Below are 14,072 nucleotides of genomic sequence, written 5' to 3'. Positions count from 1 at the left end.
TTACCAAGGCTCGTGGAAGGGCCTTACCTCCGCCAGGAACGACCATGCATCCCTGGGTTGATGTGCCAAGTGATGGACTTCACCGGCGATTGATGTCGGGGAGATAAAGAAATCATCCGCAGCTTCGGGACGCAGCTCGCGCTGCCAAGGCACATCGATCACGGCGTCGATGATCAGGTAGGCGACATGGATGCCCTTGGGCCCCAGGTCCCTGGCCAAGGACTCTGCCAGAATGCGTTGGGCGGCCTTGGTTGGCGCAAAACCTGCGAAGGCTGCTTTGCCCCGCAGCGCAGAGGTATTGCCGGTGACGATCAGAGCACCTTTACCTGCCTCGATCATGGCAGGTGTCGTCAGTCGTGCCAGGTGAAACAGCGCCATGGTGTTGATCTCGAAGTTACGCTGCAAGATGTCTGCATCGACTTCGGTGAATGTACCGAAAGCCCCGCCTACGGCATTGTGGATCACCACCTCGGGGTTGCCGATCCGCTGGATCGCGCTCGCCAGGTCCTCATGATTAGCCACATCGCAAGGGACCGCGATGGAATTGGGAATCTCGCGTTCCAGCTGGGCCAGCCTCTGCGCATCTCTGGCCAACATGGCCACGCGATAACCCGACTCGGCGAAGCGTCGGGCAATTGCCGCTCCTGTACCCGGACCCACTCCGGTCACCAGGGCCAATGGCTTGTTTGAATTGCTCATGGGTAGCTCCTTTTACAGGGACGTGAAATAGGTGTGGTCAATGTTCTGAGCTGTCGCTGCCTGTGCCGATCAAGCCACTCAAGACGGCTGTCAGCGTGTCGGGTTGACGGGGGGCAGACTCGCCATTCCATACCCCAGGGCCAAACTGGGTTCGCAGATCGCTGGGGCCGAGCACGCGGCCGTCATCTGCGCAAATGGACACGGGCCTGATGCGTCTGCCGTTCTGCAGATCCGTGAAAACAATTCGCTCACCTTCGGGGTGTGGCATGTGATGCTCACCCCATTGCGTCATGGCAACGAGGATGGGCTGCAGTGCCAATCCTTTCTCCGAAAGCCGGTATTCCGGATGGCCTGGACCCTCTGACTTGTGCAGAACGCCCTCCTCTACCAGCTTTTTCAATCTGAGGGTCAGGACATTGCGTGAGATGCCCAGGCTCTTGTAAAACTGATCGAAACGGGTAAGACCAAAAAACGCATCCCTGATGATCAGCAGCGTCCAGTGCTCGCCGATCACCGACAAGGTTTGCGCAAGGGAGCAGTTGAACTGCTCGAAGGATTTCAGTTTCACAGGAGGAACCATGCTTGATTTAGTCCTTTGATGCTACTAGTATTAGTACTGTCAAACAACTAAATCAGATGGAAATACGTTCTATGCCGTGTACTACGCTTGAGTCGCTGGTCATTGGTAGCCACCGAAGCCCAGACAACATTGCCCGTAATGCCGCACGCCATCCGCTCGAAACGCTGGAGTTTTTCGGCCTGCAACCCGACATGACCGTGCTGGAAATACTCCCGGGCAGAGGGTGGTACACAGAGATTCTGGCGCCCTATCTGGCCGAAAATGGCCGCCTGTATGCGGCGCATTTCTCACCCGATGGCGTGGAGTCGTACATGCCCGTGATTCTGGAGATGTTCGAGGATCGGCAGGTCAACGAACCTGAAACTTTCAGCAGGGTGATCGTTCGGCATATCAACCCGCCGAGAGAAATCAGTGTGGCACCTGCTGGGAAGGCAGACTTGGCGATGACCTTTCGTAACGTGCACAACTGGATAATGGCGGGCCAGGAGCATGAGTATTTCGCCGCGTTCTTCAAGGCGGTCAAACCCGGGGGCGTTTTAGGCGTCGAGGAACACAGGGCTCCAGAACATGCTGACATGCACAGCATGCGCACCACGGGCTATGTGACGCAAGCGTACGTAATCGAGCTAGCAGAGCGTGCCGGTTTCGTTCTCGAGGCCAAGAGCGAGATCAATGCCAATCCCAGGGACACGAAGGATCACCCCAAGGGAATATGGTCCCTCCCGCCGTTGCTCATGTCAGGTGAGGTCGAGAAATACCAGGCTATCGGCGAGAGCGATCGAATGACACTGAGGTTTCGCAAACCGCAGTGATGATGCGTGGGTTCAACGGGGCCGCAGTCGTAGCGGTCTTGGTTCTGCGTTCTTCGCCCTGGGAATGACCTGAATCATTTCCCTGGAAACCAAAAACCCCCGAAACGCTAAGCGCTCCGGGGGTTTTTGACGTATCGAATATGGCGGTGAAGAAGGGATTCGAACCCTTGATACAGTTTCCTGTATACACACTTTCCAGGCGTGCTCCTTCAGCCACTCGGACACTTCACCGTTTCTCGGCAAACCTGTTCGGTCTGTCGAGGCGCGCTAATGTAGTCGAAAGCGTTGCTGATGGCAAAGCTTTTTTGCAAGATTTTCATGCGCTTAAGCAAAGCCGCGGATTTCTTTGCAGGGGCTGGCGTGACTGGGCAGTCAGTCACGGCGCTTTACCCGGCCGACAAGGCTGGGTAACGTCGGCGCCACAACATGACAAGGAATACCGCATGAGCGAGCTGATCGACTACCAATTCGAAGGCGGCATTGCCACCTTGACCCTGAACAACGGCAAGGTGAATGCCATCTCGCCCGAGGTCATCGCGGCGTTCAACGAGGCCTTGGACCAGGCCGTGCAGGCGCGTGCGGTGGTGATCATCACCGGCCAGCCCGGCATTCTCTCGGCAGGTTACGACCTCAAGGTCATGACCTCGAGCCCGCAGAACGCCATCAGCCTGGTCACCCAGGGCTCCACCCTCGCCCGCCGGCTGTTGAGTCACCCATTCCCGGTCATCGTGGCGTGCCCGGGGCACGCGGTGGCCAAGGGTGCTTTCCTGCTGCTGTCGGCCGATTACCGGATTGGAGTCGAAGGGCCGTTCCACATCGGTTTGAACGAGGTGCAGATCGGCATGACCATGCACCATGCCGGTATCGAGCTGGCGCGCGATCGCCTGGGGCGCGCGGCCTTCGAGCGCTCGGTGATCGGCGCGGAAATGTTCGACCCGGCCGGGGCATTGCAGGCCGGTTTCCTTGATCAGGTGGTAGCGCCCGAGCAGTTGCAGGCAGCCGCACTTGCCGCAGCGCAACGGTTGCAGAAGCTGAACATGAAAGCCCACGCGAGAACCAAGCTCAAGGCTCGGGCAGCGTTTCTGCAGACGTTGGACGAAGCCATCCTGCTCGATCAAGACCAGGGTTTCTGACTGCTGCCTGGGCCTGCGACAAGCGCCGGACGACCGCCGTGCCGGCGTATACCGATGCGGCACGCAATCAATGCTCCGGCCCCCGAACTGCGCCGCGCCTGAACACTCCTATCCACAGCAGGCCCATACCGGGCCGCCCCGCCAATCGAAGAAGTGAACATCATGGGCCGAGTGGTCGCCGCCGCCGTATACAGTGCGGGCAAGAAGATTACCGATATCAGCCTCGACGAAGGCGCGCAGTGGGCGCGGCGTCCGGGGCATTTCGTGTGGATCGGCCTGGAGCAGCCCAGTGCCGAGCAGATGGCGCAATTGCAGAAGCAGTTCGACCTGCACGAACTGGCCATCGAAGACGCCCTGGAAGTGCACAGCCGGCCCAAGCTGGAAACCTTTGGCGATGCACTGTTCATCGTGACCTACTCGCCCATCCGCCAGGGCGACAAGGTAGAGTTCGTCGAGACCCATATCTTTGCCGGGCGCGGCTACATCATCACCTGTCGCAATGGCCATTCGGCCTCCTACGCCTCGGTACGCAAACGTTGCGAGGCCCGGCCTTTGTTGCTGGATCACGGTGAGGATTTCGTCCTCTACGCACTGCTCGACTTCGTCACCGAGAACTATCAGCCGGTCAGCGAGACCATCCACGGCGAGATTGAATCGCTGGAACGTCGGGTGCTCGGTGGCTCGCTCAATGAAGCCGACATCCAGCACCTGCACGGTCTGCGTCGCGAGCTGCTGCGCATGCGCCGCTACGTGGCTCCCATGGTCGAGATCAGCGAGGACCTGCAACGGCTGGACTTTCCGTTCATCGACAAGAACATGCGCCCCTACTTCCGTGACGTGCAGATTCACGTGAACCGGCAGATGGAAGACCTGGGCACCATGAGCGACATCGCCACGCAGACCATCGAGATCGGTCTGCTGCTGGAATCGTCGCGGCAGAGCCTCACCCAGCGCAAATTCGCCGCCTGGGCAGCGATCCTGGCGTTTCCCACGGCCATTGCCGGCATCTACGGGATGAACTTCGAGAACATGCCTGAGTTGAGCTGGCACTACGGCTACTACATCGTGCTGGGTGTCATCATCTCGGGCTGCAGCGGCTTGTTCATCGGTTTCAAACGCGCGGGCTGGCTATAGCCGCGCGCAGTGAGCCGTTGTCGCCAACGGCTTCCTTCATTCAGCGGGCCGGGCGCCTTGCGCCACGAAGCGCATCATCCACTCGGCCACGGTGATGCCGTGGTGATCATGCTCGAGGCTGGCAATGGCTTGCCGGTACACCGGCTCGCCGAGGTGCTGCTGACGAATGTCGAGCAGGGCCCGGGAGTAGTCGTGGATGAACTCCGGGTGACCCTGGAAGCACAGCACCTGGTCGCCGATCTGGTAGGCCGCGAACGGGCAGAATTCACTCGATGCCACCACCGACGCGTCCGGCGGCAGTGAAGTGACCTGGTCCTGGTGACTGATGAGCAGGGTCAGTGTCTCGATTTCCGGAGTCATCCAGGGTGCACGCCTGGCCAGGCTGTATTCATGGGTGCCCACGCCCCAGCCTTGGGTAGCACGCTCGGCCTTGCCGCCGAGCAACAGCGCCAGCAACTGATGACCGAAGCAGATGCCGAGCAGTTTGTCGCCACGCTCATAGCGTTCCAGCAGAAACGCCTTCAATGTTTCGATCCACGGATCGGTGGCAAACGAATCGGCCTTGCTGCCGGTCACCAGGTACGCGTCATAGCGAGCATCGACCGGTGGGTATTCACCGTTCATCACGTTGAATACGGTGAATTGGGCCGGAATCGGTTGGCTGGCAAACAGCCTTTCGAACATGCGTCCATAGCCGTGGTATTGCTCGACCAATTCAGGCCGCAGGACGTCGGTTTCCAGGATGCAGATGTTGAGGGTCATAGGTTACTCGATGGACAAGGAACGCAGGTGACAAGCCTGCCCGTTAAGCGGTCTCGCTGGCAAGTAAAGCTGCGGCGAATTTGGCCGATGAACGGTAGATTGCAGGTCTCGCCTTGCATTCTGCTACTTGAGCGTCTAGCTCGGCATGTTCGAATTTTGCAGAAGAGTTCCTTAGTCGAACCTGATCGAAAAAGCATGTCGCACCGCAGCAAAGTGTTCTAAGGCACGTGGTTCGAGGGCTCTAAGGTAAAAGCATGACTATTGATGCAGCCAAATGGGCACATCGAGTCGTGGGGGTGCACCTTTTCGTCAAGCTCAACCCAGGTTGTGGCATGCGTTGGCGCCAGGAAGAACATAACTCATAGGCGGTTCGCCATGTTCAAACATCCAAAAATCCGCCAGGCCGGACTCATCGTGTTCACCATGACGCTGGTACTCATCCTGCCCAATCTGGGCAGGCTGGTCAGCTGAGAAAGGCAGACGAAGGGTCGGGTGGTTCATGAGTTTGCCACCCCCGCCCTGCTCCAGGCTGTCTTGCAGGGCTAGCCCTGGGTTTGCCGCTGCGACTGTGGAGCAGTCGCCACGGTGACCACGGGCGCGCTCGGCGCAACCAGCACCTTGGCGTGCATCTGCTCGAACCCACCGCCGCGACGCATGCCGCGGACCGGGCAGGCATCGAGGTAGTCCAGGCCGATCGCCAGCTTCAAATGACGCTCCGGACGCGCCAGCTGATTGGTCACGTCGAAGCTGTACCAGGCGTCGTCGAGCCAGGCTTCGGCCCAGGCATGACTAGCCATGTGCTCGGTATCCTCGGTGAACAGGTAGCCGGACACATAGCGTGCGGGCACACCCAGGCTACGGGCACAGGCCAGGAAAGCATGGGTGTGGTCCTGGCAGACCCCTGCGCCGCTGGCGAAAGCCTGGGCAGCACTGGTGTCTACAGCGGTGGCGCCGGTGGTGTAGGTGATGCGCTGATGCAGGCCCTGCATCAGGTCGATCAAACCGTTGCGGTCGCGCCGCGCATGGCACTGCTCGGCTGCAAAGGCCCGCAATGCCTCGTCGGCTTCGGTCAGGCGAGTAAAACGCAGGAACGGCAGCGGGGACTGCGCTTCGTGCTCGGCCTCGCGGGTTTCGTCGATCTCCACCTGACCCCGTGCACCGATGATGATCGCATCATGGGGGTCGTCCAAGGTCAGCACGTGCAGGATGTTGCCGAACGGGTCGAGCTGGGCCCGCACCGGGCGCGGCAGGTCCAGTTGCCAACTCAAGATGCGCTGGCGCTCGCTGTCGTGGGGCGTGAGGCGCAGGTACTGGATGCTGGCACGTACCTCATCATCGTAGTGATAGGCAGTTTCGTGACTGATGTTTAGCCTCATACAGCCTCCAGATAGGCAGTGTGGATCGCATTGCCCAGCTGGCGCACCAGTGGGATCTGTTCGTTCAACCACTCATGCAGGCCTTCGTCGAGGATTTCGTCGATGCCGGTGTAGCGCAGGCGCGCGTCCAGCTCGGCCGCCAGGCGCTGGGCCGGACGGCCGTTGGCCCCAGGCAGGTCTGCGAGGATCTGGTTGATCTCTTCGGTACAGGCGCGCAGCGAGCGAGGTACGTCGGCACGCAGCAGCAACAGCTCGGCTACCGGCTTGGCCGCCGGCGCGTCGCGGTAGATTTCGGTATAGGCCTCGAAACTCGACAGCGCGCGCAACAGCGCACTCCACTGGTAGTACCCCCGAGCCGAGCTGTCGTCGACCGAATAGGCATCTTCGCCGAGCATTTCGTAGCGTGCATCGAGCAGGCGCAGGGTGTTGTCGGCGCGCTCGATGAAGGTACCCAGGCGGATGAACCGGAACGCGTCGTTGCGCATCAGGGTGCCGTAGGTGGCCCCGCGGAACAGGTGGGCGCGTTCCTTGACCCAGTCGCAGAATCGGCTCATGCCGTAGCGACCCACACCCTGCTCGGCAATGCCACGGATCTCGAGCCAGGTGGAGTTGATGTTTTCCCACATGTCGGCGGTGATGCGTCCACGCACTGCATGGGCACTGGCACGTGCCGCGCCCAGGCAACTGTAGATGCTGGCCGGATTGGCCGGGTCCAGGGCGAAGAAGTGCAACAGGCGCTCGGCGTGCAACTGGCCGTGACGCTCGAGGTAATCTTCCAGGGTGCCGGTGATCAACAGCGGCATGGCGATCTCGTCCAGCCCGTCACCCCGGCCATCCTGCGGCATCAGCGACAGTGAATAACTCACATCGAGCATGCGCGCCAGATTCTCCACGCGCTCCAGATAGCGTGACATCCAATACAGATCAGAGGCAGTTCTACTTAGCATTGGCAGGCATCCTTAATCCTCGACCACCCAGGTGTCTTTGGTCCCGCCGCCCTGCGACGAATTCACCACCAGCGAGCCTTCACGCAAGGCGACGCGGGTCAGGCCGCCGGGCACCACGCGGGTTTCGCGACCGGCCAGGACAAAGGGACGAAGATCGATATGACGGGGCGCTATGCCGTTCTCGACGAACGTCGGGCAGGTCGACAGCGACAGCGTGGGTTGGGCGATGTAGGCATGGGGTCGGGCTTTGAGGCGCGCCCGGAAATTTTCGATCTCTGCGGCACTCGCGCACGGGCCCACCAACATGCCATAGCCACCCGAACCCTGGGTTTCCTTGACCACCAGATCGGGCAGGTTGGCCAGCACATGGGACAACTCCGATGGCTTGCGGCACTGCCAGGTCGGCACGTTCTTGAGGATGGGCTCTTCGTCGAGGTAGAAGCGGATCATGTCGGTAACGAACGGGTAGACCGACTTGTCGTCGGCCACGCCGGTGCCGATGGCATTGGCCAGTACCACGTTGCCGGAGCGATACGCAGCCAGCAGGCCGGGGACGCCCAGCATGGAGTCGGGGTTGAAGGCCAGGGGATCGAGGAAGGCGTCGTCCAGGCGGCGGTAGATCACGTCCACCGGCTTGGGTCCGTCGGTGGTGCGCATGAACACCTTGTCGTCACGGACGAACAGGTCCGCCCCTTCCACCAACTCCACGCCCATCTCGCGCGCCAGGAAGGCGTGTTCGAAGAATGCACTGTTGAAGCGGCCCGGCGTCAGTACGACCACACTGGGATTGTCGATGGCACTCGAGCTTTTCAGGGTGTCGAGCAGCAGATTGGGGTAGTGGTCCACAGGCGCAATGCGCTGTGCCGCGAACAGCTCGGGAAACAACCGCATCATCATCTTGCGGTCTTCGAGCATGTAGCTCACGCCACTGGGGGTGCGCAGGTTGTCTTCGAGTACGTAATAGGTGCCGTCACCGTCGCGCACCAGGTCGACCCCGGAAATGTGCGAGTAGATGTCGCGGTGCAAGTCCAGCCCCTGCATGGCCAGCTGATACTGCTCGTTGGCCAATACCTGCTCGGCGGGAATGATGCCGGCCTTGATGATGCGCTGGTCGTGGTACAGGTCCGCCAGAAACATGTTCAGCGCCTTGACGCGCTGGATGCAGCCGCGTTCCACGATCCGCCATTCGCTGGCAGGAATGCTGCGCGGAATGGTATCGAAGGGAATCAGCCGTTCGGTGCCCTGCTCGTCGCCGTACAGGGTGAATGTGATACCGGCGCGATGAAACAGCAAATCGGCCTCGCGTCGACGCTGGGCAAGGAGTTCCTGCGGCGTGTCGGCCAACCAACGGGCGAACTCCCGGTAATGCGGGCGAACCTGGCCGTCGGCATCGTACATTTCATCATAATAGGTGCGGCTCATGCCGTACTCCTTGTCACCCGGACCCAAGAGCCTTCGCAAGGCCCGTGCCATCGGCATATGTGCCATTAAATCAAGTGCTTGGGATTCCCTGTCGGGAACCGTGCACCGTTCTTGTGCGGCAATGTCCGAACACCGATGACATACGCTTCATTGCGAAGCGGATTGTTCAAGCGGCTTGTCTCTATGACCAGCATAGACAGGGTTGAATTCAATAGCTTGCGGCGTTCGTTGATAATTCTTTCAGCGGTACCGGCGGAAGCTTGGCGCCCATCTCGATTTTCCGAATTCCCATTCGCCGCCCCTTAGTGGGCGGCTTTTTTTTGCCTTCGACAAGGGTCGGCAAAAGAACCACGGGGCTACCGTGGTTCACCTGGGTTCAGGCCTCAGGGCGGCTCATTTCGTGCTTCACGCCCCAGCCCTCGATTTCACCACCCAGCGGCTCGACGACGGCTTCGAAATCCTGCTCGAATTCACCGATGCCACCGTGGGTGGCGTACATCAGCTTGCTCAACTCCAGGTGCCAGGCACCGTCGTCGCGCTCGCTGATCTGAGCGTTGAGCGACTCGCCGCGAAACTTGCCGGCAGCCGTGCGCGCCCGGTCTTCATCGGGAAAGACCGCGTAGAACTCGATGGGGTGGATGCGGGCAAAGTCGAAACCGCCCTCTTTCATGCGACGTAATACATTGCTGCTGATGTCTTCTTGATAGGCTGTGCTCATGAATCGTCTCCCTCAGCAATAACGACGGATAGACTTTCAGTACTTCCAGAACCTCCTCGGACAAGGAATGAGTGCGGTGCGACGTCGGTGACGCAGCAGCTGGAATCGAGCGTGTGGCATGACGCAGGGTATGGGAACGAGCAGCAAGATCCGCGAAGACCTTGACCGCAGAGTAACGCGAAGGCCGGGCCTGTGCCAATGGCCCGGATCAGCTGAAATTCACGCGACTTCGGTAATGGCCGTAATTTCCACGCTGTGCTGCGACTTGAGCGTCTTGGCGACCGGCGAGGCGACGGTATCGGGAAGATTGACTTCATCCAGCTCGGCTGCAACCGGATACAGCTTGGAGCGAACCAGGGTCGCTGCTTCTTCTATCGACGGACAGGTATCAGCACTGATCGTCATGCTGTCCTGCACGCCGTCCTTGTTGAAGAAGCTGATTTTCCACTCTTTCATCGGTGTACATCTCCTCGACGGAATTCAGGCAGGAATCTGCCTGATACGCTCACACAACGTTGACTCGCAACGGCAGGGATTCGTTCCAGACAGTGGACGGCCCAAGCCGGACCGGGACGAGCCCGATCCCCCCATGTAAAAAGGCCCCGCAGGGCCTTTTTACCGATCGGTAGTGACTTACTCCTGCTTGCTCTCCACTGCACCGGCAGTGTTGTCGAGCAGGCTCTTGGTCGCCGTCTGGATGAACGAGTCCAGCTTGGCGCGCAATTGCGGTACGTCGGCGGCGTTGGCGTCGGTATCGGGGATCAACTGTGCATCGAACTCGCGGCCCAGCTGATAGCGATACAGACGGGTGTCCATGTCCCGCGGCTCGACCAGAATACGGTCACCCTTGATGATCGCCACGGTCTGCTCGCTGCCCGACGGCTTGATCACGGCGAAACCGGGGTCGCCGGCAGGCAGGTTGAGCAGGTCGCGCCCCCAGCACTGGTGCTGGCTGGCGCCGCCCAGGCGGCCCATGATGGTCGGTACCACGTCAGGCTGCGAGCCGACGGTGTGGTTGACCTTGCCGAACTTCTCCTGAATACCGGGACCGACCAGCAACAGCGGCACGTTGAAGCGGCCCAGGTCCATCTCGGTGATCTGCTTCTGATTACCGAAGCCATGGTCGCCCAGCACGATGAACAGGGTTTCCTTGAAGTACGGCTCCTTGCGCGCCTTCTCGAAGAACTGGCCCAGGGCCCAGTCCGAGTAACGCATGGCGGTCAGGTGCAGGTCCAGGCTGCCGCGCCCGGTGACCTTGTCCACCGGCAGGTTGGCCGGCAAGGCGTAGGGCACATGGTTGGACAGGGTCTGCAGCAGTGCGTAGAACGGCTTGCCGGCGGCGCCGCGCTTGGCCAGTTCTTCGTTGCCACGGTCGAACATGTCCTGGTCGGACACACCCCAGGTCGGATCCGAAAACACCGGATTGACGAAATCGTTACGGCCGATGAACGTGGTCATGCCCTGGTTGCTGAAGAACCCGGACTGGTTGTCCCAGGCGAAGTCACCGTTGTAGACATAGACGTCGTCGTAGCCCCGCGCGGCGCTGAGCATCTCCGGCAGGCCGGAAAGCTTGTGGCTGCCTTCGGGGGTCTGCATCAGGTATTCGAAGCCCGGCAGGTTGGGGAAGCAACCCATGGTGGCGAACATGCCCTGGTGGGTGTGGGTACCACTGGAGAAGAAGTGGTCGAACAGCAGGCCTTCCTGGGCCAGCTTGTCGAAGTACGGCGTGATGCTGCCTTCGGCGCCCAATGCCCCCACCGAATGACCGGCGAAGCTCTCCATCAGGATCACCACGACGTTCTTGATCGGCAGGGTATTGGCCTGAGGCGGCTGGAAGTTGCGCCGAACCGCAGCGGTGTCGCTGTCGACCAGGGTGTCATGGGGCGTCAGCAGCATATTGCGCACGGCGCTTTGCGCCTCGTCCTGCGGCAGGGTCGCCTTCCAGATATTGTCGCGGTCTTCGGACATCCGGCTTTTCGCGGCGGCGATCAGCGTCAGCGAGCCGTTGAGGCCCAACTGGTTGGCGAAGTTCGAATCGGTGGTGTACGCGTCGCCCCAGCGCAGCGGCGGACCCTGACGCAGGGTGCCGCGCGCGGCGACCACTGCGATCAGCAGAATGACCACGAACACACCTACCCGCGCATACCACGGCGCCACTGGCTTGCCGACACCGGCCGCCGTGGCGACACGCGGACGGGTCAGCCGGTCGAAGCCCTTGAACACCAGGCTCAGCAGCCAGGTCACGAAGACCCAGGCCAGCAGGTAGCGCACTACCGGGTAGCCGTACCAGATCATGCTCAGCACGGTCTTGGGGTCTTCCTTCACGTACTGGAACACCAGGCCATTGAGGCGCTGGTGAAACTCGCGGTAGAAGTCCATTTCCATCAAGCCACACAGCAGCACCACGCTGGATACCACCGTCAGCCACGCCCGGAACAGCCCGCGCCAGCGCATGACGCGCGCGCTGAGTACTGCCAGCAGCAACGGAATCAGCAGGTACACCACCAGGCGCAGGTCGAAGCGCAAGCCATTGGCGAAGGCTTCGACGAAGGTGCTGGTAGGCGTATCGCCGATCATCTCGCGGTTGTACATCAGCAATGCCAGGCGCAACCCGCTGAGCATCAGCATGATTGCCAGGCCGCTGAGCAGCGTATAAGCCAGGTGCGATTTGACGGTCGGTTGCAGCATGCCGCGCGCGGCCTGCTTTTGACTCAAGGCGTCCGGAGTAGCCATGTGTGGGAAAGGTCCGTTGAGGTCTGTCGTTGAGGTCTGTTAAGGGTGCGAAGGTTAATTCTGGGCGCGGATTGTCCGTGAAGACAGGTGAAAATTCCGTTCAGAGTCTACGCATCGGCCGCGAAACGGCGGTCGGGCCGGGGATGATACGTCGCCAGGGCGGACAGGTCGAACCCGTTGCAGGTTCGACCTGTTTGATTCAGACCCGCACGTTGCCGCGTGGACCGGCAATGGCCCAGATGATCAGGCCCAGTACCGGCAGCAGGATGATCAGCAGTACCCACAGGACCTTGGCCCCGGTCGAGGCACCACTCTTGATGACGTTGATGACCGCCCAGATGTCCAGCGCGAGGATGATCAGGCCGATCAGGCTATTGAAAGTGGAACCCATGTGATACTCCTTGTGGATGGCATGCATCAACTAGGATAGCGGCGTGTCGCAGGGGTTCCGTGGTCGGCGAATGAAAGGTCAAGCCTGCGTTCAGACGTGCAAGGCCACGCGCAATGCCTCCAGGGCGGGTACGGCGGTGATGTGCAACTCGGCGCCCAATGCCGCCACCCGATCCGCGTCCTTGCCGTACACCAGCACCATCTGCAACTCATCGTCCAGTGGCTGGCTGAAATCGAACAGCACATACCCGCCCTCGTCCTTGCTCATGGCAGCCAGTTGCACCTGGATACGATTGAGCGCGGTCAATGCGTCGACCTTGCTCAACTGCTTGGGCTTGATGTTGAAGGTAACGTCGGGCCCGAACGAATCGATGATCTGCTGCAGCAGCTCGGGGTAGGTGTCGGCCTGGAAAATCACCGTGTCGGGCAGGCTGCCCACCACGATCCATTCGCCAAGCGGGATGGGAAAGCTGTCGTCGTAATTGATGTCCGGATTGGCCACTAGGAACGCCTGGGGATCGGCGTAGGCCTGGGCCGCCTCATCGGCAACGCGATCGATGTCTTCTTGGCGCATGCAGCCGGAACTGATGTTACCGATGAGTTCGACAAGTGACTGTTTCATGAGGCAACCCCTGCGACGCTGGAAAAAGGCCGCAAGGATATAGGCAAATCGGCCAGGCGGGTATCAGCCTGCCAGCTTCTGCAACTGCTCGATGGTCAGCGTGGCACCCATGGCGCGAGCCGCACCGAGGGCGTTGATGCCTTGCGCATCCACCGCAGCCGGGTCGGCGCCCTGGGCCAGCAGGTAGTCGACCATTTCGGTCCGGTTGAACATGGCCGCCATCATCAAGGCAGTGCGCCCGTCAGCCGACGCGCCGTCGACCGGAGCCCCTTCCTCTATGAGCAGCTGCACCATGGGCAGGTTTCCCTTGAAGGCGGCGCCCGCCATGGGCAGCTGGTTCTTGTCATTGGCGATCAACGGATCAGCCTTGTATTGCAGCAACACGCGCGCAGCGTCCAGATGACCATGGTAGGTCGAGAGCATCAGCAAGGTGTCGCCGTTGTGATTGCGCAGATTGGGCGGCAGGCCCTTCTCGAGCAGACGCTCGAGCATCTGCGCGTCACCGTTGCGGGCGACGTCGAACACTTGCTCTGCAAACTGTGCAGCTTCTTCGTCGTTCATCTGACGCGCTTCGGGTTGGGTCATGGCAAAACCTCCTGGCAATGGGTTCACGGTAGGCAGTCTTCCCGCTCGGACTTCAGCCTGCAACAGAGCTTGGCTATCGCCCACGAGGCAGGAATTTATTGGCGATTTGTGGTCATAGACAGTAGTGCTGCGGGAAAAAATCCTTCTCGCGCCTGCGTT

15 protein-coding genes and 1 tRNA gene are annotated in these 14,072 nt (G+C 60.6%); 3 read left to right on the top strand and 13 right to left on the bottom strand.

The genetic code is table 11. The features are described 5' to 3' along the window. Both LT40_RS01385 and LT40_RS01380 read right to left on the bottom strand, forming a co-directional pair. Positions 1 to 699 (bottom strand): SDR family NAD(P)-dependent oxidoreductase, encoded by a 699-nt coding sequence (locus LT40_RS01385; protein ID WP_043185522.1) that lies wholly within the window; start codon positions 697 to 699, stop codon positions 1 to 3. Positions 700 to 736: 37 nt separating this feature from the next. Then, the gene (locus LT40_RS01380; protein WP_158497434.1) at positions 737 to 1,267 is read right to left on the bottom strand and encodes a winged helix-turn-helix transcriptional regulator; all 531 of its coding nucleotides are present in this window, start codon (positions 1,265 to 1,267) and stop codon (positions 737 to 739) included. 68 nt (positions 1,268 to 1,335) lie between these two features. Between LT40_RS01380 and LT40_RS01375 the strand changes: the two genes are divergently transcribed. Next, entirely contained in the window at positions 1,336 to 2,091 is a 756-nt protein-coding gene (locus LT40_RS01375) for a class I SAM-dependent methyltransferase (RefSeq protein WP_052393178.1), read from the top strand. A 141-nt stretch (positions 2,092 to 2,232) separates the two neighbouring features. Here LT40_RS01375 and LT40_RS01370 read toward each other — a convergent pair. After that, a tRNA-Ser gene (locus tag LT40_RS01370) sits at positions 2,233 to 2,322 on the bottom strand. Between the two features lie 212 nt (positions 2,323 to 2,534). Here LT40_RS01370 and LT40_RS01365 point away from each other — a divergent pair. Continuing rightward, the gene (locus LT40_RS01365; protein WP_043185515.1) at positions 2,535 to 3,224 is read left to right on the top strand and encodes a crotonase/enoyl-CoA hydratase family protein; all 690 of its coding nucleotides are present in this window, start codon (positions 2,535 to 2,537) and stop codon (positions 3,222 to 3,224) included. A gap of 162 nt (positions 3,225 to 3,386) precedes the next feature. After that, entirely contained in the window at positions 3,387 to 4,358 is a 972-nt protein-coding gene (locus LT40_RS01360; RefSeq protein WP_043185513.1) for a magnesium and cobalt transport protein CorA, read from the top strand. A gap of 36 nt (positions 4,359 to 4,394) precedes the next feature. Here the strand turns inward: LT40_RS01360 and LT40_RS01355 are convergent, their stop codons facing one another. The 10 genes from LT40_RS01355 to LT40_RS01310 all read right to left on the bottom strand — a co-directional run bounded on the left by LT40_RS01355 (position 4,395) and on the right by LT40_RS01310 (position 13,913). Beyond that, positions 4,395 to 5,120 carry an amidotransferase gene (locus LT40_RS01355; protein ID WP_043185508.1) on the bottom strand — a complete coding sequence of 242 codons (726 nt, stop codon included), beginning with the start codon at positions 5,118 to 5,120 and terminating at the stop codon, positions 4,395 to 4,397. A 542-nt stretch (positions 5,121 to 5,662) separates the two neighbouring features. Next, complete coding sequence (locus LT40_RS01350; RefSeq protein WP_052393176.1) at positions 5,663 to 6,496, bottom strand: transglutaminase family protein; 834 nt, start codon at positions 6,494 to 6,496, stop codon at positions 5,663 to 5,665. Then, complete coding sequence (locus LT40_RS01345; protein WP_043185505.1) at positions 6,493 to 7,443, bottom strand: alpha-E domain-containing protein; 951 nt, start codon at positions 7,441 to 7,443, stop codon at positions 6,493 to 6,495. The genes LT40_RS01350 and LT40_RS01345 overlap by 4 nt, the downstream gene beginning before the upstream one ends. A 12-nt stretch (positions 7,444 to 7,455) precedes the next feature. Further along, the gene (locus LT40_RS01340) at positions 7,456 to 8,865 is read right to left on the bottom strand and encodes a circularly permuted type 2 ATP-grasp protein (protein ID WP_043185501.1); all 1,410 of its coding nucleotides are present in this window, start codon (positions 8,863 to 8,865) and stop codon (positions 7,456 to 7,458) included. 376 nt (positions 8,866 to 9,241) lie between these two features. Then, positions 9,242 to 9,583 carry a ribonuclease E inhibitor RraB gene (locus LT40_RS01335; protein ID WP_043185499.1) on the bottom strand — a complete coding sequence of 114 codons (342 nt, stop codon included), beginning with the start codon at positions 9,581 to 9,583 and terminating at the stop codon, positions 9,242 to 9,244. A gap of 219 nt (positions 9,584 to 9,802) precedes the next feature. Further along, positions 9,803 to 10,039, bottom strand: coding sequence for a hypothetical protein (locus LT40_RS01330; protein ID WP_043185496.1), 237 nt, complete (start codon positions 10,037 to 10,039; stop codon positions 9,803 to 9,805). Positions 10,040 to 10,216: 177 nt separating this feature from the next. Next, positions 10,217 to 12,316 carry an LTA synthase family protein gene (locus tag LT40_RS01325; protein WP_043185493.1) on the bottom strand — a complete coding sequence of 700 codons (2,100 nt, stop codon included), beginning with the start codon at positions 12,314 to 12,316 and terminating at the stop codon, positions 10,217 to 10,219. A gap of 199 nt (positions 12,317 to 12,515) precedes the next feature. Beyond that, the gene (locus LT40_RS01320; RefSeq protein WP_043185491.1) at positions 12,516 to 12,707 is read right to left on the bottom strand and encodes a PLDc N-terminal domain-containing protein; all 192 of its coding nucleotides are present in this window, start codon (positions 12,705 to 12,707) and stop codon (positions 12,516 to 12,518) included. Positions 12,708 to 12,797: 90 nt separating this feature from the next. Further along, positions 12,798 to 13,328: a hypothetical protein gene (locus LT40_RS01315; RefSeq protein ID WP_043185488.1), complete on the bottom strand. Its 531-nt coding sequence runs from the start codon at positions 13,326 to 13,328 to the stop codon at positions 12,798 to 12,800. Positions 13,329 to 13,391: 63 nt separating this feature from the next. Next, a complete protein-coding gene (locus LT40_RS01310; RefSeq protein ID WP_043185486.1) occupies positions 13,392 to 13,913 on the bottom strand; it encodes an ankyrin repeat domain-containing protein in 522 nt (173 codons plus the stop codon). Between the last annotated feature and the right edge of the window lie 159 nt (positions 13,914 to 14,072).

It is taken from the genome of Pseudomonas rhizosphaerae, assembly GCF_000761155.1.
Lineage (GTDB): Bacteria > Pseudomonadota > Gammaproteobacteria > Pseudomonadales > Pseudomonadaceae > Aquipseudomonas > Aquipseudomonas rhizosphaerae.
The sequence above is the reverse complement of the archived record's forward strand: the minus strand, read 5'-3'. Positions and strand labels throughout refer to the sequence as shown.